This window comes from Coleofasciculus sp. B1-GNL1-01, assembly GCF_040220235.1.
In the GTDB taxonomy this organism is placed as follows: domain Bacteria; phylum Cyanobacteriota; class Cyanobacteriia; order Cyanobacteriales; family Coleofasciculaceae; genus Coleofasciculus.
In genome coordinates, this window is record NZ_JAVJTO010000063.1 from 102,917 (window position 1) to 123,261 (window position 20,345).

Here is a 20,345-nt window from a genome sequence, read left to right on the forward strand (position 1 = left end):
CGTGCCAATCTCACCAACCGCCTCGGGTTCAAACCCAAGACTAAAAGCGAAAGTCAGCTTTAGCTGACTGAATAAAAGTTTTAGACCATTGTTAATAAAGTTGACCTAAATCAAGAAGAGTTTGAACTCCGGGCAGGTTTTCCATTTTGTGTAGTGGACTGACACACCTTATTTGATGAATTAGATTCGGCTTGTAAGTAGGTGGGGACAATTAAAGTTAACGGTGGCAGATGGCTTGGGTGGGCATTGCCCACCCGCCTCCTTGTTCAATTACATTGACTCCATAGGTTGCACGGGTTGAAACTGAGAGGTTAACCATTCATACCAACTCTCTAGCCCAACGCCTGTTTTTGCCGAAACCTGAAATACCTGCATCTGAGGATTCACGGTTCGTGCATACTCAATACAGCGTTCCACATCAAAGTCTACATAAGGCAACAGGTCAATTTTCGTCAGAATCATCACTTGGCTAGCACGGAAGATATGAGGATATTTAATCGGCTTATCATCGCCCTCAGTTACCGATAAAATCGCCACCTTTGCCTGTTCCCCCAAATCAAATAAAGCGGGACAAACCAGATTTCCCACATTCTCAATCATCACCACAGAATTGAGGGGAGGATTCAGTTGAGTACAACCCCGTTCCACCATCGCTGCTTCTAGATGACACCCGGTTCCAGTATTAATTTGGACAACCTTACACCCGGTTGCTTGAATTTTCTGGGCATCATTCGCCGTCGCTTGATCCCCTTCAATTACATTAATCGGTAATTGTGCCTGTAAATCCTGAATCGTGCGAGTCAATAACGTTGTTTTACCCGCCCCCGGAGAACTCACGAGATTTAGCGCCAAAATATTACGCCCTCTAAACCATCCCCGATTTTGGGCAGCAATTAGGTTATTTTTTGCCAGGATATTCTCTTCCAGAGAGATTTTTGTACCGTGAACCTGGGCGTGAACTTGAGAGGCTTGATCATGGTGATTTTCCGACGAGTCGTGAGTGTGAGTGTGGGTGATGACTCGACCATCGGGTAAGGTGTGAGTATGGGAGTGGCTAGATGAGGAGGAGTGCGCGATCGCAGTCCCATCGGGTAGAGTATGGGTATGACTCTGGTCATGATTGGAGTTAGCCATGGCAACAACCTCCCCCGTTTCCGGGTTGGTAAAAGTCATGTCAGCGCCATCAGAACAGCCGCAGGTTACACACATGGTTCGACCTCCATTTCCTTAATTTTCAGTTCTTGACCCGATATTATATCCAGTTCTACACTACCGCATTCACAGAGACCAAAAGGTTGATCGAGGGGAATTTGGGCATCACAGTGACGACAGCGACCAATACCCGGAATTTCAATAATATCCAGGGTTGCCCCTTCTAAGGGAGTGTCTTTGCTGCAAACATCAAAACAAAATAGTACCGCATCGGGCATTATCGCCGCTAACTGACCAATTTCTAGGCAGACTCGTCGCACTTTTGCCCCTTTAGCGTGTTCGGCAACGATATCAACGATATTTTGTGTGATTCCCAGTTCGTGCAATGGTCTATTCCGTTACATTACAGAGGATATCCGATTTAATTTTATCTCGTTTTTAGGTAAGAGCGTATGTCATTTGTCATACCAAATCTGGGTTAGCTACCCCCGTTATAAGCCAGTCCGCGCAGGCGGACTTTGTTTGTGTAGCAGCGATTTCAATCGCCTCGTCAAAAGGGGGGTAATAAAGGCTTTCTACAACCATTTCCTGTTCCCTGTTCCCTGTTTCCTATCCTCACTACAACCCTTATTCAACAAACCCTATTTACAGTGTTTCCGGTTCAAATTGAGTTAATCCAGGAAATAGTGGCGCTTGCTGTTTATGGTATTTTGCCAAATAATCCCGGAATGATGTTCCCCCAGTTCCGACCTCTACACCCACAAGTTTAAGTTGTTGTACCGCCAGTGATAGATGGAATTGATGAAAGCGGATTTGTAAATTATCGTAAGTTCGCATATTCTTTAAAATTGGATTGGCATGAGGGTGATTAAAGAGATAGGAAATCTGTTCCGCTGTCGTGTTTCCAGGACTTCGTTGTAGTAGGGTGTCGTAATAATAGGCGAGATTATGATTATGATAGCGCTCAAACCATTGGGCGATATCACTCCCATAGCGGCGGTCAAACTCGGTTTCTGCAATGTGAGGATTGCCCTGGGTGTCTTTAGTTCCTCCTTGCCAATAGTTTCGCACCCCGCTCATAATTTCTAAATGGCGAAACTGGAACGACTGAAACCCACTGGTTGGACCAATAGTTGTCCGAAACTCGGCAAATGCCCGCATTGTCTTGAGAATGGGCATGGTTGTCAATACAACGTCATAAAGGCGCAGAATTCGGGGGAAAAAGTAACAGGCTTCGCTAGTATCTCCGATAATCGGATCAGTATTATCAGTAATGGCTTGCGCTAATGCCGCTAAAACTCGCTCCATATCCAGAATCATTTGATGGAACGCGAGTTCACAAATTTGATGAACGGCAATAAATAAGTCTTCGTCTTGGGACGCGGTGAGCGGATGCTTGCAACTGAGTAGCGCCTCTAGATTATGATACGTCCAATAGTGATTTTGAGTAACATCTAAACTGGGATCAAGGGGAGGTAAGGGTTGAGTATGATCAGATTCAGGCATAGTCGAGATAGAGTGCGATCGCGCTAGAGCTAGAACACCTGTAAGGACACGGCACTGCCTTGCCCTTAGGACAATTGTCACTCTGAAAAACAGGCTCTGATAGTACTGATTAAGGTGCGTTACGCTTCGCTAACACACCCTACATATAGAGCTTTTGCGTAAGTCCTAACAATTAGTCTTTCCAAACAAAATCCTAACATAAATGCCTTTCCAGACAAATAATAAGCTGGGTGTCAAGAAATCAGTCTTTTTTCATTTTCCTATCTGCCATTCTCTATCAAGGATTAACCACATACTCAGAGGTTACGGCATCTGCTTTCCCAGCTTCAACTAACGCCTGATAAACCATCGCCGCTACCTCAGCGCGAGTTGCATCTTGAGTCGGATTTAGAGACTCAGTATTCGGATAATTCACCACAATACCCGCTTCTGTCGCCGCACTGACTTTTTCACGCGCATACTCTGGAATCTGATTTGAATCCTGATAGGTTTGTAACACCTCCTGAGGAGATTGATTTGCTTCTAACCCCAAGCCACTCGCTAGTGCCACTAAAACTTGTACTTTAGGAATCGGTTGCTTGGGTTGAAAGGTATTATTAGGATAGCCACGCAAAAAATTGGTTTTGCTGGTTTCCTGAATCGCCGACCATGCCCAAAAGTCTGAGGATACATCCTTAAAGTTGGGTGTCTCTAAGGTGGGTTGTTGCTCAAAAGCGCTTCTTAGCAACGCCGCAAATTCTGCCCGAGTGATCGAACTATTCGGTTTAAACGTATTATCTTCTGGAAAGCCGCTCATAATATCTCGCTGCACTAGAGCGGTAATATAAGGACTTGCCCAATAGTCATCTGGAACATCGGCAAACTTCACGGCTACATCAGGCGTTTCCGTTGGGGTTGGTGTTGGTGTTGCTTCCGGGGTTTCCGTGGGTGTTTCTGCTTCTGTTTCTGTTCTGGAAGCTGAGACAATCGGAGCAAGAGGAACGGCTCTCGCTATTTCCGGAAACGCCTCCTCTTCCTCTGGGGATTCGGGTACAGTAGCTTCGGCTGGAGAGGGTGAAGGGGAATCTGTTGCCAAAGGAGCGCTGCTGACGCTTTCGCGAGTGGGAATCTCCTCAGCTATCGGAGAAGTCACTTTTGCCTCTTCTGGTGCTTCCGTTGTTGGTTCAGAGGTGAGTGAGCCAACCCACTGCTTCAGGTTAAATCCCTTTTGCCGTTGACCCAAAACTCCAATCAAAATCCCACCGATAGTGGCAATGGCGATAATTATACCAATCCATTCCTCCAAACCTAGTCGAGAGGAATCCGAATCGGGTGGCGGTAGATTTCTCATTATGCACCTGGCTTATTCGCGACAACACTAATCGGCAAGGGAAATCGGAGAATTTTGGTCAGTTTTTTCAATGTTTGACCCCCCAATCCCCAGTGTTAGCCTCCACAATTGACGGTAGAGCGTTGGGATAAACATGCCTCTGGCTTTAGTTTACTGCCAAAGTGCTTATCCACTAGCGTCGGTACGTCTTCGGGAGCCACCTTATTGTACCGGGCTTTGTCTGGCATCACTACCATGCAGGGACCTTTTTTACACTGCTTCATACAGCCTGTGTCTTTAATCGCTACTTGGTCATCAAGATTGCGATCGCGCAAGGTGTCATTCATGGCTTGATGGACTTTTGCCGCACCGCGCTTGCGACAGGATGACTTTTTACACATCATGACGCTGGCTTTGGTTTTCTTGGGAGACGGTTGCAAAAGTTTCTCATATTGCTGGGATGCTGACGGGGTTTTCAATGTCACCCGCTCGGCTTTGAGTTTCAATTCCCCACGTTTGGGTTTGTACTTCTGTTTGCCACAGACTTCTATCGGATCTCCGGGTTTGAGGATTTCAGGTAGAGATTCCCGTAAGGGTTTAGCCAGCTTGATATACCGTTCACCTGCTTCTGTATTGATCCACAGCAGCTTGGGTTTTTTGCCAGCTTTACCCAGAAATTTGACAAACTGTCCCTCTAGCTTGAAGGGGCTGACTTGTTTCTTTTTATCTGATTTACCCATGAAAGTACTCCAATGTCTCCCCCTAACCGTAGCGCTAATTGATAAAACATGTCATCTATTTTTCGTAAGAGTTCTTCATACGCCGTTACAAATTGGGGGAGCAGAGGGAGCAGAGGGAGCAGGGGAAGCAGAGGGAGCAGGAGGAGCTTACTATCAATCGCAAAACAAAAGTCCCGAAATCCGCCCCTACAGACTCAACACGTCAATTTTCCTGCTGATCCATGGGATTGTGCATCAGGGTTTCGAGTTGTCTGTCGAGATGGTGTAAGAGTTGGTTCAGGGTTGGTAGGGTTTCCACCGGAGGAAGGGAATAGCGATAAGAGCGATCGCGGATTTCATTGAGCTTGTGTTGGAGTTGTCCAGCGAGTTTAATCGCATCCTGACCCAATCGTTCCACCTTTTGTTGTTGATAGAAGTTTAAAGGCGCTCCTCGCAAGAGTTGTAGCGTTGCCTCTTCCCCATGAATACCGGGTACTAGCCGCAAACACAATAGGAGGGATTCTTGCTGGTAAAGTCGCTCACTTTCGATCTGTTTGGGCTGGGTAATGGGCTGCAACGGCAGGTCAACTAAGCGCTTAAGCTCAATAATGATATCTTCAAAAACAGATACGCTTAATTTATCCAAGACAGACTGGGAAGAGCTATCCTGGCGCAAAACAACGCGACCCCGCTCAGATTGTCGCTGAAAATACAGCCGACCAATTCCCCCCTGCAACAGACGCCCTAACAACTCTTCTACAATTTGATGGGGGGCTAAGGTTGCCAAAAATGCGATCGGACGAGATAAATAGAGAGGGTTTACATCCAAAGGTAGAAGAGCCTTAGTCGGGAGTGACCTTTGGAAAACTGGCGTCAGCGCCGTCTGAGCCGATACCGTTTTGCCAGAAGGATGCGGTGGTTGGGCTGGGGAATGATTAGACGATTGTGGCATCGGTTGAGGCGTTGCCGCCGATGGCTGGCTATCCTCTGGGTTAGGCACATCAGAGGATTGGTTTAATTCGTCCTGGAGTTGACGGATATCATCGATAATCAGTGTTGGTTGAGATTCGCTAGCAGGAGAATTATTATTGGTTTTCGCCGCCGCTTCTGATTCCTCAGGCTGCACCGCCTCATTTTCAGTGTGGCTCACCTCATGGCTGGTTGGAAATTGAGAGGCTGTCGGTGGAGGATTATCAGTTGTCGCTGCATTAGAGGTTGATGGCTGGGGTTCAGTTGTTTCATCCTCCGTTAAATGGTCAGCATCACTTGGTTGCGGTTGAGACCCTCCTGGGGTAAAGTTGTGTTTCTGTGCCGCCGCTTGAGGAGAAGGGGTTGGTGGCTCAGGCGGATTCGCCTCATCTTCAGCTAAACTGGCATCATCAATAATTAGCGTTGCTTGTTCCGACCGAGGAATGGACTGTTGGCGCTCAGAGCGTTGCCTTTTCGGTGCTGTTTCACGATGACCTTGATTTAAATAAGCAGACAACATCGCTGTATGAGTGTTGGCGCTAATCTGTTCGACTTTGAGGGAACAGTTCATAAACGCCAGAATGCGACGGACATAATCAAGAGCCGTGGAGTCGTGGGTATCCACTATACCCAGCTTAAGGTACTTGCCTTCCAGAGACAGGGGCAAGAATTGATGAAATAGACAGGCTTCAAAAGGCAGAATACTATCAATCAGCCGAAACATTTGCTCAGTATCCACGCCAGAGAGTTCTGACGCTTGAGAGGATGATTTAGACTGAACAGGAGTGTCCGCTCGTTCTGGGTCCTGTGGTGAGGGTAACATAATAATTAATTTCTCCAGCCTGAGTATCAATCGGTTCAGATGCCCCAGGAGTCATAAGATATAGACTTTCCGGTTTGGGATTGGCAAAAAGGTTAGCTGTTAACCCTACTTCAATTTTTAACAACTTTGGTTAGGGAAGACACGGAATTGGCAAACGATCAATGTTCTAGGAAGAGCTACGGATGTCTTGAGCGGCTAAGTAGAGCTTACTCCATTCGCCCAGTGCCTGGTTATACTTCCAATTTAGATCCTTGGCAATGACATCTAGCGTTTTACCAGTTCTCAATTGTTGGAGTAGCTGGCGCTGTTGGTCGGTGAGACTTTGCCAATAATCTTGCCACTGTATGGGGGTTAACCCTAAGTTATGCTCTTTTAAGGATACCTCTAGCCAACTGGCAACTAATTCCGGCTTAACTTTCAGGGAAAAGACGCGAATGGCATGGTAACTGATTTTTTCTCGCAAGCGATAAACCTTTTGGATCGGCAAGCCTAACGTCTTAGCGATCTCCTCTTGAGATTTCCCTTGCAGATACAGCCGTAACCATTGGGCGGCTTGGGCACCAACGTTTTGGTCGAGGTAGGTTTCAAATTCTTGGCGTACTGATAGACGCAGCGCTTGTTGCTCTTGCCAGACTTGAGTCTCTTGATAATCCGCGATCGCTTGATTATCTAATAAACTCACCGGAGCATCAGTATCATCGGAGGTAATCGACTCAGAGACAAATCGCACATTTTCCCCGCCAGGTAGATGCGTCATTCCACCGCGTCCCGATCGCTTGAGAAAATTGACAAATCGATAGACAACCAACGGCTGATTGCGGATCGGACGCATACAATATTCTTCAAGGGTGGTGAGTAAGAGGGCGTCACGTAAATGAATATCTTCACTACATTGAGCAATCCAACCAATCTGCCCTTGGATATAGCGATCGCTGTTTAATAATTCCTGAATCACTTCTTGTAAGACATCCACCACAGCGCGTTGGCGATCGCGACTCAGAGACACCCACGTCCGGATTTTATTCCGTAACGTCATTAAACTCGCTAACCGACTGGTCAAATTGCGATAGGCTTGCTCTGGAGTAACCCCCAAATAGCGCTGGCGTAAAATCCGATAGCGATAGTCCATCGCTTGGCAGACAATCTTGAGTTTGTCGGGTAGTAAGTGGTTTAACCGTTCCCTGTTTTCTCCCAGTAACCAGTGGACAATGCTGGTTCTGATCGCTGGGCAATAGCCTGGATAGTCATTGGCTAAACGCTGTTGCCACTCTTGTTCGAGTTGATCTGCCAACCTTTCCATCAGATGGCACTCCTCTAACCCCTGTTTTAATGTTTGCATAACAACTCCCCTTTCGTTGCACTGACTGTTTTGATAGACTCTGCTGTTCTAATTTCATCATTTCTATCCTGAAATAGAAGTGATCGCCCTCCTGTGTTGCTTACAAGACAGTCACATCAGTATTTTGACCCAGAGTACGCCCTCGATGAGACTCGGATCTACCTTGAACGTGTTTTGGATCACAAGCCCCTAAAAATGTGTTCTCCCGGCTTAACGATTGCATTTTGTGAACTCAATGCGGGGCAACCGTTGGTATCGATCAGGTATAGGTTAAAACTCTCCAGATCAGGCTAGCATTTATCGATCAGTGACCCTCACGCGCCACTCAATCAAACCGAAGGAAGCAGCAGATGGCACAACCCCTACAACAATGACCAGAAAAACAACAGCTTTAAAGCCCTGTGGACACAATCACCCTGTTCATTCCACCCTCATGGGGTTGATCTTGTTTCATCCTATCGCGATCTCTGGAACAGGATAATATCTGTTAACCTGATCAACATTATTATTTTGATACACTCGTACCACACAACGAACCTGAACTGACCTACACCTATGGTGCATGTTAAGCGCCTGGAACTCACTAATTTTAAATCCTTCGGCGGCACGACTCAAATTCCGATGTTGCCCGGATTTACTGTGGTTTCCGGACCTAATGGGTCAGGAAAATCCAATATCCTCGATGCTCTCCTCTTTTGTCTAGGGCTATCCAGTTCCAAGGGAATGCGGGCTGAACGTCTACCTGATCTGGTTAATCATAATAAAGAACGACGGAGTACGGTTGAAGCTAGGGTTACGGTGACATTTGACCTATCTGACGCACCCGATATTCTAGTGGTAGAAGAGATACCGGAAAACTCGGAATCAGATGCAGATGAGGAAGCCGAGGCAGAGGAAACAGAGGAATCAGAGGAAGACAATCCCAACTCCCAACCCTCAACTCCCCAATCAACAGAATGGACTGTGACAAGGCGGCTGCGGGTGACTAAGCAAAACACCTACACCTCGACCTACTATATTAACGGTGAATCCTGCACGCTGACTCAACTGCACGAACAGCTCAACCGCCTGCGAGTCTATCCCGAAGGCTATAATGTGGTGTTACAAGGGGATGTTACCAGCATCATCTCCATGAACTCGCGAGAACGGCGGGAGATTATTGATGAATTAGCCGGAGTCGCCGCCTTTGACCGCAAAATTACCCAGACGAAAGATACCCTGAATGAGGTGAAAGAACGGGAAGATCGCTGTCGGATTATTGAAAAAGAACTGATCACGCAACGCGATCGCTTGGCGGCGGATCGGATTAAAGCAGAGAAATACAAAAAGCTGCGGGCGGAACTCCAGGAAAAACAACAATGGGAACTCGTCCTCAAATGGCGATCGCTTCAACAACAGGTGGCGCATCTTACCTCTCTGATGGAGAAAGGAGAACAGGATGAACGCCAATTAACCCAGCAATTGCATACCATAGAATCAGATATTCGTCAAGGGACAAAACAACTCGAAACCCTCAACGCCCGTGTCAAAGCCTTGGGTGAAGAAGAACAAGTCGCCGTATCCGCCACCCTAGCCAGCCAAGACGCCGAACGCCGCCAGTTACAACGCCGCCAACAGGAACTGATCCAAAACCTAGCGGATACCGAGGCGAACCAACAAAACACCCAAAACGAGATTCAGCAACAGGAACAACGCCTGCAACAGCTTCAGGCTGAACGCCACCATCTCGACACCCAAATTATCGCCTCACGCCGCCAAGAACGGGATGCGGCTCAAACCGCCCTGAACGCCAGCCGAGAACAAGCGGATGCGATCGCCTCAGCTTCAGAGGCTTGGGTGCAGCACCAAAACACCCTCACCCGCCAAATTGAAACTCGGCTGCAAACCCTGAATCCCCAGCGCACTGAACAAGCCCAACTCCAAGAACGGCATAACCAACTTAGCCGCCAAATTGACGAACAAACCCAGCTTTTAGAACGCATCGCCCCCGAACTTGCCAGCAAACAGACCCAAGCGGCAGAATTAGAGGGGCAATTAAACGCCGTCTCGCAACAGATTCAAACCCTTGCCCAAACCTTAGCCGCTACGGAACAAGAGTTACAAACCCAACGGCAAACCCAAACCCGCCTCCTGTCCGAACAACGGGATAAACAGCGTCAACTGGATAAGTTAGAAGCCCAAGCACAGGCACAGCAAGAAGCCCAAGGCACTTATGCGACTAAAATTGTTCTTCAGGCGGATATCCCCGGCGTTCATGGTTTAGTCGCCCAACTCGGTCGCGTCGAACCCCACTACCAACTTGCCCTGGAAACCGCCGCAGGTGGGCGTTTGGGGCATGTCGTGGTCGAAGATGATGCAGTAGCGGCGGTGGGGATCGAACTGCTCAAACAAAAACGTGCAGGGAGAGCGACATTTTTACCCTTAAATAAAATTAAGCCGCCTCGATTTTCCCCGATTGTGGCACTGCGCCATGCTCAAGGGTTTATTGACTACGCCGTACATTTAATCGATTGTGAGCCTCGATACCAAACCATTTTTGCCTATGTGTTTGGCTCAACCGTAGTGTTTGAAACCCTGAGTACGGCGCGTCCCTATTTAGGTCAATGCCGAATTGTCACATTGGACGGGGAACTTTTAGAAAGTAGTGGGGCGATGACCGGAGGAAGTAGTAGTTATCGGTCTGGATTACATTTTGGGATCAGTGATACCAGTGAATCAGCAGAGATGATGGCGTTGAGATCTCGTCTCCAAGATATTGAAGCCATGTTAAAGCGCTGTGACGAATGGCTGGAACGGGAATCAGTGACGGCTAAACAATTGACGCAAACCCTCACAGATGCCAGGGAAACCCGCTCCCAAACCCAATTACGCCTAGAGCAATCCCGCAAAGACATCCAAGGGCTAACGGAACAACAAACTCAAGTGCGATCGCTCCTAGCTAAAAATACCCAGGAAGTCCAGACGGCGGCGGAACGGTTGCAGCAATTAAATCAGGATCTTCCCGCCCAAGAACACCAACTTCAAGCCTTACGTGAACAACTGGCGCAACTGGAAGCCGAGCAAACCCCCCAGGAATGGCAACAGATTCAGAGTCAAATTAAAACCCAGGAAGCCGTATTAGGCGATCGCGAACAGGCATTGCGAGAGGCGGAAAGACAACTGCAAGCCTTAGAGAATCAGCAGCAGCGAACGAATGAGAAGCTGGCGACAAGTTATCAACGGATTGCCGAATATCAAACCCAACAGCAATCGATCCAAGACCAGCAAACCGAGATTAATCGTCAGCTTCAGGCAATAGATATTCAAATTGGACAAACCCAAGCCCGATTAACCCAGCTAGAGGAACGGTTAGGGGAAGCCAAACAAGAACGCGATCGCGTCGAGGCTATCCTGCGAAACCAGCACCTAAACCAGCAAAAGCTGTCTTGGCAACGGCAAAAACTCCAGGAAACCCAGGTGACAAGGCAGGAAAAACTGGCTACCCTAAAAACTCAACTGGACATTCAACAGGCTGAATTACCTGAGCCGTTGCCAGAGGTTCCCCTGATGGTAAAGACAGGAGATAAGGAAGATAAGGAAGATAAGGAAGATAGTAGAGACGTTCCGGTGGAACGTCTGACTCCGGCGGAACCTCTGGAAGATGAGGGAGTTAATCAACAGGATAGCGAGGCGGGTTTAGTTCCATCTGGGAGCCAAGAAAACGATAGTGGTGAAACCCGCCCCTACACAATTGCCCAAATCACCGTTCAATTGGAGAAGCTGCAACGGGATATCCGCAATGGTCAAAAACGACTTGAGGCAATGGAACCCGTGAATATGTTAGCCTTGGAAGAATACGATCACACCCAAGCCCGCCTACAGGAACTGTCAGAAAAACTGGCAACCCTAGAAGCAGAGCGAACGGAGCTATTGCTGCGAATTGAAAACTTTACCACCCTACGATTGAGAGCATTCAAAGAATCCTTTGACGCGATTAATCAAAACTTCCAAGCCATTTTTGCCGAACTCTCTGAGGGCGACGGGCATCTGCAACTGGATGACGCCGATGATCCCTTTAACGGCGGACTGAACTTGGTGGCTCACCCCAAGGGCAAGCCAGTCCAACGATTGGCATCAATGTCCGGCGGCGAAAAATCTCTCACCGCCCTGAGTTTTATTTTCGCCCTACAACGGTATCGACCGTCACCATTCTATGCCTTTGACGAAGTTGACATGTTTCTCGATGGGGCAAATGTCGAGCGATTAGCTAGAATGATCAAACAACAGGCTAAACTTGCCCAATTTATCGTTGTTAGTTTGCGCCGACCTATGATTGAATCTGCCGAGCGCACCATTGGTGTTACCCAAGCGAGAGGAGCGTATACTCAAGTCCTAGGATTGAAATTAGGGTCTGCCAAACGGGACTGATGTAGATTATATGTGATTATTAGCCTTGATACTATTGATAACTATTCCAGCAGGAGTCGAGATTCAGGATTGCAAGACATAATGACAACTGAACTAATTCGTCAGCGCTCCGATTTTTTAAATACTCAGGTGATTACTCGCAATAACGGTAAGCGCCTCGGAGTCGTCAAGGAGCTGCTCGTAGATATTGATCGGCGCGAAGTTGTGGCATTAGGGTTACGAGACAACCTGCTCTCGCTGGCTGGAATGCCACAGTATATGCTCCTCAGTAGCATTCAACAAGTGGGTGATGTCATCCTGGTTGAGGATGAGGATGTGGTTGAGGATGTTGACGTTGATGCCTACAGTACGCTGATCAATAGCGAAGTGATTACCGAAACCGGGGAACTCTTAGGTCGGGTTCGAGGGTTCAAGTTTAGCGTAGAAGATGGCAAGGTGGCGTCTTTGATTATTGCCTCCTTGGGATTACCCCAAATCCCGGATCAGGTGATTAGTACTTATGAATTACCGATTGAGGAAATTGTCAGCAGTGGTCCAGACCGCCTCATTGTCTTTGAAGGTGCTCAAGAACGGCTGATTCAGCTAACCGTGGGTATTCTAGAGCGGATGGGGATTGGTAATCCGCCTTGGGAACGGGAAGAAGAGGAAGGCTACTACGCCCCCACCACCCGACCAGAAAATCAATTGGGGACAGGAATACCCGTTCGCACTCCCATTTCTCAACCCATCCAGACGGCGACACCCGTCGAGGAACGGTGGGATGAGGATTGGCAAGAACCAGAACCGGAGCCGATACGCCAACAACGGGCAGAGCCAATTTATGCCGAAGCCCAACTGGAAGAGGATAATTGGGGGGATGAATGGGAAGATTCCTCGCAATCAGCGCGTCGGTATGAAGAACCCCTTTATGCAGAACCTGAACCTTATGAGCCGCCGCACAAAGATGAGTACGCGGATTATGAGGTAGAAGGGGATGCTTGGGAGGATAAAGTAGAGCCTGAACCCTATCAAGCGCCGCCCCTTAATATTCCCGAAAAGACGAAAACCCCAGAATATGAGGAAGAGGCGGGTTATTAGCTTATCGGCAATTCATCGGTTCGGACTTCGGCGTGAACACTCAGTCGAACTACCCAAAACTTGTCTGGGGGAGAGTGCCATAGCTCAACTAGATTTGTGGCGATCGCACCGCCTTTAACCAACCGCTAAAAACTCTCCTGGGAACAAGTTACATCGGTTAAGCCAAGTTGCTGAAGTCCCATTGATGCTGGCGATGGCTGCTACAGCATTTTCAGACTCGATGTGAGTAATGCATAGCTGGCTAAGGGGGGAAATTAAAGCCATTTGAGTTCTTCGTTCCCTCCTTACCCCCTGTTTCCTCCCGGTTCCCTCCCCTTGATAAGGGGAGGGTTAGGGTGGGGTAGAGTCAAGGTATTACTTTCGTTTTAAGCTTAAGTTGACACCAATGCTGTCAAACCCGCCCCTACACCTCGGCTTCCCGAAGTCAACTAACTAAATCATGCAGTTTGCTCAACGTTTACAACCCCTGCAAGCCAATGTGTTTGCTGATATGGATCAGGCGAAGGCAAAAGCTAAAGCCTTGGGTCAAGATATTATTGACCTGTCATTAGGTTCCTCTGATTTATCAGCATCTGATCACGTCGTTGCTGCGATTGAAACCTCGCTGCATGACCCTAGCACTCATGGTTACTTGCTGTTTCATGGGACGCAAGGGTTTCGTCAGGCTGTAGCTAAGGTGTATACTCAACGATTTGGTGTTCCGGTTGACCCAGAAACGGAGGTTCTGCCTCTGATTGGTTCTCAAGAGGGAACGGCACATTTACCCTTAGCGATTCTCAACCCTGGTGATTTTGCCTTGTTGCTTGATCCAGGGTATCCGTCTCATGTCGGTGGGGTGTATTTGGCAGGGGGTCAAATCTATGCCATGCCGCTGTTGGCAGAAAATCAGTTTTTACCTGTTTTTGAAGAGATTCCTGCCTCTGTGCTTGCCCAAGCTAGGATGATGGTGCTGAACTATCCTCATAATCCCACCAGCGCGATCGCACCGTTATCGTTTTTCCAGAAAGCGGTGGCTTTTTGTCGTCAGCATGACGTGGTTCTGGTTCACGATTTCCCCTATGCTGATTTGGTATTTTCCCCAGATGGTACAGCACCCGCCAATCTTAAAGCCCTAGCGCCCTCAGTTTTACAAGCTGATCCCGATAAAGACATCTCGATTGAATTTTTTACCTTTTCTAAATCCTATAATATGGGCGGCTTTCGCATTGGGTATGCGATTGGAAATGCTCAACTGATTAAGGCACTGCGCCAAATCAAGGCGGTGGTGGATTTTAACCAGTATCGCGGAATTTTAAATGGTGCGATCGCGGCACTACAGGGAAATCAAGATGGTGTGCAAGCGATGGTGACTACGTTTCAGAAACGGCGGGATGCGTTTGTGCAGGCGTTAAATCGTATCGGTTGGCAGGTGTCACTTCCCCAAGCGACGATGTATGTCTGGGCAAAATTACCCCAACCTTGGGATCACAATTCGATTCAATTTTGCACCCAGTTAGTTGAGGAAACCGGAGTGGCGGCATCACCAGGGGCAGGGTTTGGCAAAGCTGGGGAAGGATATGTCCGCTTTGCTTTGGTGCATGAACCTGAGGTGTTAGAAACAGCCGTGCAGCGAATAGCGGGATTTTTGCGATCGCATAAGCATAAGTAGGGTTTGCTGAATAAGTGTTGTGGTGAGGGGGAGCTGGGGGAGCTGGGGGAGCTGGGGAAGCTGGGGGAGCTGGGGGAGCAAGGGTACATTTGCCCTGAGCCAGGTGATGCCATACTTATGAAGGATGCTACCCCATTTCCTTGCACTTTATCCACTGTCAATATGGCTCAAAGCATTGCTTGATATGGGTTTCGGATTTTTGCAGCCAGCCATAAGTAACGGTGGAGCTACTCTCTGCTTAACGGCGAGTTCTTGAGCCTTTAGCTTGACAAATATCACGAGATAGGGTAGTTCCCGGATGCGGACGTTCAAAAACGGGATGATTTTCGAGGCGATCGCACGCCACCCGCAGCCCAGTTTGCCAATCTTGCGGTTCTGGTAAAATCCGCACATCCCACAAGCGTACTGTTTTATCCTGGCTACCACTGGCAAGTCTCTCACCATCCGGACTAAACGCCAACGATCGCACCGCACCTTGATGTCCCCGTAACGGTTTACCCCGTAACTGACCCTGAGAATTCCATAAGCGAATTGTACCATTCCCACTACCACTGGCGATCGTTTTCCCATCCGGACTAAACGCCACCGCAAAAACGACTCCCTGATGTCCTCGCCAAGGTTCACCGATCAACTCACCTTGACGATTCCATAAGCGTACTGTCCCATCTCGTCCCCCACTGACAATCCTCTCACCATTGGGACTAAACGCCAGGTCAAAAACCACACCCTCATGTCCCCGAAACGGTTGACCCAAGGGTTGACCCTGACGATTCCATACGCGAATTGTACCATCCCCACTACCACTAGCAATGGTTTCTCCATCCGGACTAAACGCCACTGTAAAAACGACTCCCTGATGTCCCATGAACGGTTGACTGATGGGATTACCTTGGCGATTCCACACCTGAACGGTTCCATCTTTACCGCCACTAACCAGAAATTGACCGTCTGGACTCCAAGCTATTGAGGTGATCCAATCTTGTCCAAAAAACGGCTGACCCAGAGGTTGACCTGGAACCGTCCACAAGCGAATTTTACCATCCTGGCTACTACTAGCAATCACCTGTCCCTGGGGACTAAAAGCGACTCCTGTCACCTCATCTTTATGTCCGGGTAAGGATTGACGAATTAAATTATCCTGTCGCGTCCACAGATGAACTAAACCATCCTCCGTTCCACTGACCAAGATTTGATTATCAGGATGAAAAGCGACCGCATTAACCGCTGATTCGTGGTCTAAGCGATCGCGTTCTCTAGCTACCTCAATTGCCTGCCAAAGACTAGACGCAATCCGCTGATCGACGTGCTGAAATTTAGCATAACTTTGACCCGTTGTTTCAATTGCTAGTAATAATCCCTTAATTGGTTCCACCGGGAGCAAATTTTGGACAGTAGCGGCATTTTTATACAAGTGTTCCCGTTGAGCCATCTGTGCCGTTTTATACCATCGGCTCATTCCCATCCCTGTGGTCAGACTCAATAGCGCGATCGCGAAAATTAATCCTCCCCCAGCCAATCCCCGTCGCCTTCGTTTGTGCTGGAGACTCTGCTGAATTAGGTCTTGTCCTAATGTAGATAAATGGAGATGATCTCGATAATACTCTGCCTCAGTTAGGGTTAAGTCCGATAAAATTCGGTTCGGTTTTCCTTGAGTTTGCCACTCAATCGCCGCCGCTTCAATTTGGCGCTGGAGTCTCATCCCGTGGCGTTTTTCTTCGACCCATTGCTGGAGTTTTGACCAATGCTGAATTAGGGCTTCGTGAGCAATCGTTACCAAGGTTTGGTTCCATTTTCCGGAGTGAGTAACGATTAAGCCAGCATCGATTAATTTTTGCATTACGGCTGTTACCGCTTTCGTGGAATGGCGATCGCCAATGAAATTGTTTACCGCATTTGTTGGTGAAGAAGTGTTGAGTGTTGACCCTTCACGACCTTCGAGGGCATAGTTTTGATTGTGTAGGAACGGGTTTAGTAACTTTCGTTTCGCTATTGATAGTAACGTCGGTGCAAAACCAACCCTAACTGAGGGTTGAGTGTTGCCCCTTCGCGACTTTCGAGGGGATGGTTTTGAGTTAACGACTGAACTGTGTCCCGCTGTGCTAACCTTTTCCTCTTGTTTCCCTGATTCTGTGTTCCCAGACCTAGTAGGAGACGTGCCATGGCACGTCTCTACAGATTTGAATCGGTTTCTAGATTTTACTTGAAAACTCAGGATCAACTCAGACGGGTCTACTTGTCGCGCCGTAACTTGACCGTTTTCATTTAATTGGATTAACGCAAAAAAAATGCCTTTGGCAATTTGTTTCTCATTAGCCGACAACGATTGATAAACGCGGTTGGCGTGTTTTTCGATCGCTCCTTGCAGCTTACCCCAACGATAATATTCGGCTACCATTAACCGATCCACTGGACGTCGTTGCCACAGTTGAGTTAACATAAACTGGAGTAACGGCAAACTGGCAGCATCCTCTACATCTAAGAGTAGTTGAGTAACTAAATCTGACTCAATCTCTACACCCACTTGCTGGGCGGGTTTAATAATAGCGGTTTTCAATCCTTCCCTGGTCATTGGCGTTACTGTCACCATCAGCGCCTGAATCTTTTGTACCAATTCTGGATAATTTGCACAATGACTTAAAAAATCCGTTCGCATCCCGATAACCAGACAAAGTTGATTATTGGTACGTTCTAGTCCACCCAACAAACAATCAAAAAACTGTTGTCGTTCGGTTTCATCCTGACAACAAGTAAACACCTGTTCAAATTGATCGACTACCAGCACTAACCGCTGCTCTTCAGCCATTGTCCGCACCACAATTCCTAATCCTACCGCCCCCATTTGGAGCAGTTTCATGGTTTGGGCAAACTGATAGTCGCGTTCTGGGTTATGGGGATTGATAAAGGATCGGGCTAAATTCTGGAGAGGATGTTCACCGGGTTGAAAAATTAAAGTTAGCCATTCCTGAGTTCCTGATAAGCGTTGACCCCGTTGAAGTTGATGCAAAAGTCCGGCGCGAATTAGCGAAGATTTGCCACTACCACAGGTTCCAATTACCGCCAAAAAATTGTTGGTGCGGATATGTTCGAGGAGTTCATCTGTTAACGTCTCTCGCCCATAAAAATACTGGGGGTCTTCATTTTTGTAGTCAAAATAGGCTAAACCTTTATAAGGACAAAATCGTTCAGGTGCGCTGGGGGGTAAAGCGGGTAATGATTCTGGATTAGTTTCACGGTTACGGATTAACAAAATCGGATTTCCGGCGTTAGCAAAAATTAGGGGTGGGGACAATTGATGAATCAAATCGGTCAGGGTATAGTTCGTCACCCAGCCAGGGAGATGGTTTCTGGAATCGAGTCCTAATAATAGAATGGACGCCAACTGACTATATTTATCCGATTCAGTCGGATTCAGTTGTCGTGTTTGCAGGTTATCCTTGTCTCCCCATTTTCCCCTCTCCCCATCCCTTTGTGACTGACAGGTGGCGATAAAACAACGACTGTATCCCTGACCCCGATATCCCGGATCAGCTTGGGTGAGGTCAACTCCTTCATCGTTACAATAGCAATCTAACCAAATAATTTGCTCTCGAACTGGACTTTGTTGCAACAAATCACGCAGCCATGACAGAGATAATCCCCAGTTACCGCGATTAGGGTTAATATCGCTGGTGGCTAAAAAACTGGTTGGTCTATCTTGGTGTTTGCAGAGTCCATAGCCAGAGAAATACAGCAGAACCGTATCGGGAATTGTGTTTCCTTCTGGTAACAAGAGTTGGACGAGTGCGGCTTCAAGTTGAGTCAGGGTAACTCGAATCGGGGTGGTTGAATCAACAGGAGTGTTAAAAGCCGGAATCCGCCTGACTTGGACATTACCACGATCAATCAGGAGTTGCGCGATCGCCTCAGCATCTTTTGCTGGTGATGTCAAGTTTTTCAGGTGCTGAGTATCGTAAGTATTAATCCCAACGATCAAAGCCTGTCGATTCATAAGGAGTCGTCAATCCCTGTCAGCAGCATCCCGTTTTCCGGGCGTATTTAACTGATTCAGAGATTTTGCTCCTAGTCAGGACAATTAGGGGAGTTACTTAGGGGCTGCTGAATAAGTGTTGTGGTGAGGGGGAGCGGGGGAGCGGGGGAAGCTGGGGAAGCTAGGGGAGCTAGAGGAGCTATGGTACATTTTCCCTGAGCAAGGTGATGCCATACTTATGAAGGATGCTACCCCATTTCCTTGAAGAAAACCCTCTGTAAATAAAGCTCAAAGTATTGATATCTAAGGATTTTGGCTTTGTGCAGCAAGCTCTAAGTAGGTCGGGCTGAAAACACTCAACTATGTAAAGATAGGTAAACAAGAGTTGCTGTTCTGTATGAGGTGCTGAGTTATTTTACTTTTTTTACGTTATTCATGTCACTCCATCAAACTTCGGGTCGCTGGCGCTTGGGATTAGTGCTATCTTTAATTACTGTATTGATGTGGGGGATTCTCCCCCTAGCGCTAACCATAACTCTTCAGGTGTTGGATGTTTATACAATCACCTGGTTTCGTTTTCTTATGGCTTTTGGATTGCTGGCGCTTTTTTTAGCAACAAGACAAGAGTTTCCGTCATTACAGCAACTGCGGTCAGCGTCTCTGGGACTATTAGCGATCGCGACTCTTTTTTTAGGAGGTAATTACCTGCTATTTTTGCAAGGGTTAGGGCAAACGTCTCCCACAAATGCCCAAGTGCTGATTCAGTTAGCCCCCATGTTTTTAGGTTTGGGTGCTTTAGTTGTGTTTAAAGAACGCTATACTCTGCGTCAATGGATTGGTGTGGGTATTCTGGTGTTAGGATTTACTCTATTTTTCCATGATCGATTTCAAGTCGTCCTCACCTCACGCTCGACCTATCTATTGGGTAATATGATTATTGTCTTAGCTGCTGTAACTTGGGCGATTTACGCTTTGGCACAGAAACAGCTTTTGCATAAATTACCCTCGACGACGATAATGCTGGTGATTTATGGCGGCTGTGCTGTATTATTCACGCCGCTAACCACACCGCAATCCCTTCTCAGTTTGAGTCCGTTACACCTGAGTTTACTCCTCTTTTGTGGGTTAAATACCCTGATTGCGTATGGGGCGTTTGCAGAAGCCTTGGAACATTGGCAAGCCTCGCGGGTGAGTGCGGTCTTGGCGCTGACGCCGTTGGTGACATTAAGTTCAGTTTGGATTGCTTCACGCTTTATCCCTAGATGGGTTGCACCAGAACAGTGGACAGGTTTAGGGTTATTGGGAGCAATGTTAGTCGTGTCAGGTTCAATTGCGATCGCATTAGGGCGTCGATTACCTTGAAACACCGTTGGTCTTCCTGTAGGGGCAACCCGCTTGCATTCATTCACAACGCCAGTCCGGATAATTG

Annotated in this window: 14 protein-coding genes; 4 read left to right on the plus strand and 10 right to left on the minus strand. The window is 47.7% G+C overall.

The window, feature by feature from the left end; genetic code table 11:
• Positions 1-270 precede the first annotated feature (270 nt).
• The 7 genes from hypB to RID53_RS15885 all read right to left on the minus strand — a co-directional run bounded on the left by hypB (position 271) and on the right by RID53_RS15885 (position 7,817).
• On the minus strand, positions 271-1,209 hold the full coding sequence (gene hypB / locus RID53_RS15855) for a hydrogenase nickel incorporation protein HypB (RefSeq protein WP_446389017.1): 939 nt from the start codon (positions 1,207-1,209) through the stop codon (positions 271-273).
• Positions 1,200-1,538, minus strand: coding sequence for a hydrogenase maturation nickel metallochaperone HypA/HybF (locus RID53_RS15860; RefSeq protein ID WP_446389018.1), 339 nt, complete (start codon positions 1,536-1,538; stop codon positions 1,200-1,202). Before RID53_RS15860 ends, hypB begins: the two co-directional genes overlap by 10 nt.
• Before the next feature lie 259 nt (positions 1,539-1,797).
• Positions 1,798-2,658: a tryptophan 2,3-dioxygenase family protein gene (locus RID53_RS15865; protein ID WP_446389019.1), complete on the minus strand. Its 861-nt coding sequence runs from the start codon at positions 2,656-2,658 to the stop codon at positions 1,798-1,800.
• 277 nt (positions 2,659-2,935) lie between these two features.
• Positions 2,936-3,988, minus strand: a complete 1,053-nt coding sequence (locus tag RID53_RS15870; RefSeq protein WP_446389020.1) for an S-layer homology domain-containing protein — start codon at positions 3,986-3,988, stop codon at positions 2,936-2,938.
• Between the two features lie 95 nt (positions 3,989-4,083).
• The gene (locus RID53_RS15875; protein WP_446389021.1) at positions 4,084-4,707 is read right to left on the minus strand and encodes a (2Fe-2S) ferredoxin domain-containing protein; all 624 of its coding nucleotides are present in this window, start codon (positions 4,705-4,707) and stop codon (positions 4,084-4,086) included.
• A gap of 202 nt (positions 4,708-4,909) precedes the next feature.
• Positions 4,910-6,478, minus strand: coding sequence for a hypothetical protein (locus tag RID53_RS15880; protein ID WP_446389022.1), 1,569 nt, complete (start codon positions 6,476-6,478; stop codon positions 4,910-4,912).
• Between the two features lie 166 nt (positions 6,479-6,644).
• Positions 6,645-7,817, minus strand: coding sequence for a HetZ-related protein 2 (locus tag RID53_RS15885; protein WP_446389023.1), 1,173 nt, complete (start codon positions 7,815-7,817; stop codon positions 6,645-6,647).
• Positions 7,818-8,372: 555 nt separating this feature from the next.
• Between RID53_RS15885 and smc the strand changes: the two genes are divergently transcribed.
• Together smc and RID53_RS15895 are read left to right on the plus strand one after the other, a co-directional pair.
• Positions 8,373-12,224 (plus strand): chromosome segregation protein SMC, encoded by a 3,852-nt coding sequence (gene smc, locus RID53_RS15890; RefSeq protein WP_446389024.1) that lies wholly within the window; start codon positions 8,373-8,375, stop codon positions 12,222-12,224.
• Between the two features lie 81 nt (positions 12,225-12,305).
• Positions 12,306-13,301 (plus strand): PRC-barrel domain-containing protein, encoded by a 996-nt coding sequence (locus RID53_RS15895; RefSeq protein WP_446389025.1) that lies wholly within the window; start codon positions 12,306-12,308, stop codon positions 13,299-13,301.
• Here RID53_RS15895 and RID53_RS15900 read toward each other — a convergent pair.
• Together RID53_RS15900 and RID53_RS15905 are read right to left on the minus strand one after the other, a co-directional pair.
• Positions 13,298-13,423, minus strand: a complete 126-nt coding sequence (locus RID53_RS15900) for a hypothetical protein (protein WP_446389026.1) — start codon at positions 13,421-13,423, stop codon at positions 13,298-13,300. The two genes, RID53_RS15895 and RID53_RS15900, sit on opposite strands and share 4 nt — an antisense overlap.
• Complete coding sequence (locus RID53_RS15905; protein ID WP_446389027.1) at positions 13,416-13,565, minus strand: hypothetical protein; 150 nt, start codon at positions 13,563-13,565, stop codon at positions 13,416-13,418. Before RID53_RS15905 ends, RID53_RS15900 begins: the two co-directional genes overlap by 8 nt.
• A gap of 175 nt (positions 13,566-13,740) precedes the next feature.
• On the opposite strand from RID53_RS15905, the gene RID53_RS15910 reads away from it, so the two are divergent.
• Positions 13,741-14,949 carry an LL-diaminopimelate aminotransferase gene (locus RID53_RS15910; RefSeq protein WP_446389028.1) on the plus strand — a complete coding sequence of 403 codons (1,209 nt, stop codon included), beginning with the start codon at positions 13,741-13,743 and terminating at the stop codon, positions 14,947-14,949.
• 238 nt (positions 14,950-15,187) lie between these two features.
• On the opposite strand, the gene RID53_RS15915 is transcribed toward RID53_RS15910, so the two are convergent.
• On the minus strand, positions 15,188-18,937 hold the full coding sequence (locus RID53_RS15915) for an nSTAND1 domain-containing NTPase (RefSeq protein ID WP_446389029.1): 3,750 nt from the start codon (positions 18,935-18,937) through the stop codon (positions 15,188-15,190).
• A 414-nt stretch (positions 18,938-19,351) separates the two neighbouring features.
• On the opposite strand from RID53_RS15915, the gene RID53_RS15920 reads away from it, so the two are divergent.
• Positions 19,352-20,278, plus strand: a complete 927-nt coding sequence (locus RID53_RS15920) for a DMT family transporter (RefSeq protein WP_446389030.1) — start codon at positions 19,352-19,354, stop codon at positions 20,276-20,278.
• Positions 20,279-20,345: the final 67 nt, after the last annotated feature.

What these genes read in the sequence shown, in the direction of transcription:
- hypB (WP_446389017.1), bottom strand. Translation starts at nt 1,209, where the DNA reads ATGTGTGTAACCTGCGGCTGTTCTGATGGCGCTGACATGACTTTTACC.
- RID53_RS15865 (WP_446389019.1), bottom strand. Translation starts at nt 2,658, where the DNA reads ATGCCTGAATCTGATCATACTCAACCCTTACCTCCCCTTGATCCCAGT.
- RID53_RS15870 (WP_446389020.1), bottom strand. Translation starts at nt 3,988, where the DNA reads ATGAGAAATCTACCGCCACCCGATTCGGATTCCTCTCGACTAGGTTTG.
- RID53_RS15875 (WP_446389021.1), bottom strand. Translation starts at nt 4,707, where the DNA reads ATGGGTAAATCAGATAAAAAGAAACAAGTCAGCCCCTTCAAGCTAGAG.
- RID53_RS15880 (WP_446389022.1), bottom strand. Translation starts at nt 6,478, where the DNA reads ATGTTACCCTCACCACAGGACCCAGAACGAGCGGACACTCCTGTTCAG.
- RID53_RS15885 (WP_446389023.1), bottom strand. Translation starts at nt 7,817, where the DNA reads ATGCAAACATTAAAACAGGGGTTAGAGGAGTGCCATCTGATGGAAAGG.
- smc (WP_446389024.1), top strand. Translation starts at nt 8,373, where the DNA reads ATGGTGCATGTTAAGCGCCTGGAACTCACTAATTTTAAATCCTTCGGC.
- RID53_RS15895 (WP_446389025.1), top strand. Translation starts at nt 12,306, where the DNA reads ATGACAACTGAACTAATTCGTCAGCGCTCCGATTTTTTAAATACTCAG.
- RID53_RS15905 (WP_446389027.1), bottom strand. Translation starts at nt 13,565, where the DNA reads ATGGCTTTAATTTCCCCCCTTAGCCAGCTATGCATTACTCACATCGAG.
- RID53_RS15910 (WP_446389028.1), top strand. Translation starts at nt 13,741, where the DNA reads ATGCAGTTTGCTCAACGTTTACAACCCCTGCAAGCCAATGTGTTTGCT.
- RID53_RS15915 (WP_446389029.1), bottom strand. Translation starts at nt 18,937, where the DNA reads ATGAATCGACAGGCTTTGATCGTTGGGATTAATACTTACGATACTCAG.
- RID53_RS15920 (WP_446389030.1), top strand. Translation starts at nt 19,352, where the DNA reads ATGTCACTCCATCAAACTTCGGGTCGCTGGCGCTTGGGATTAGTGCTA.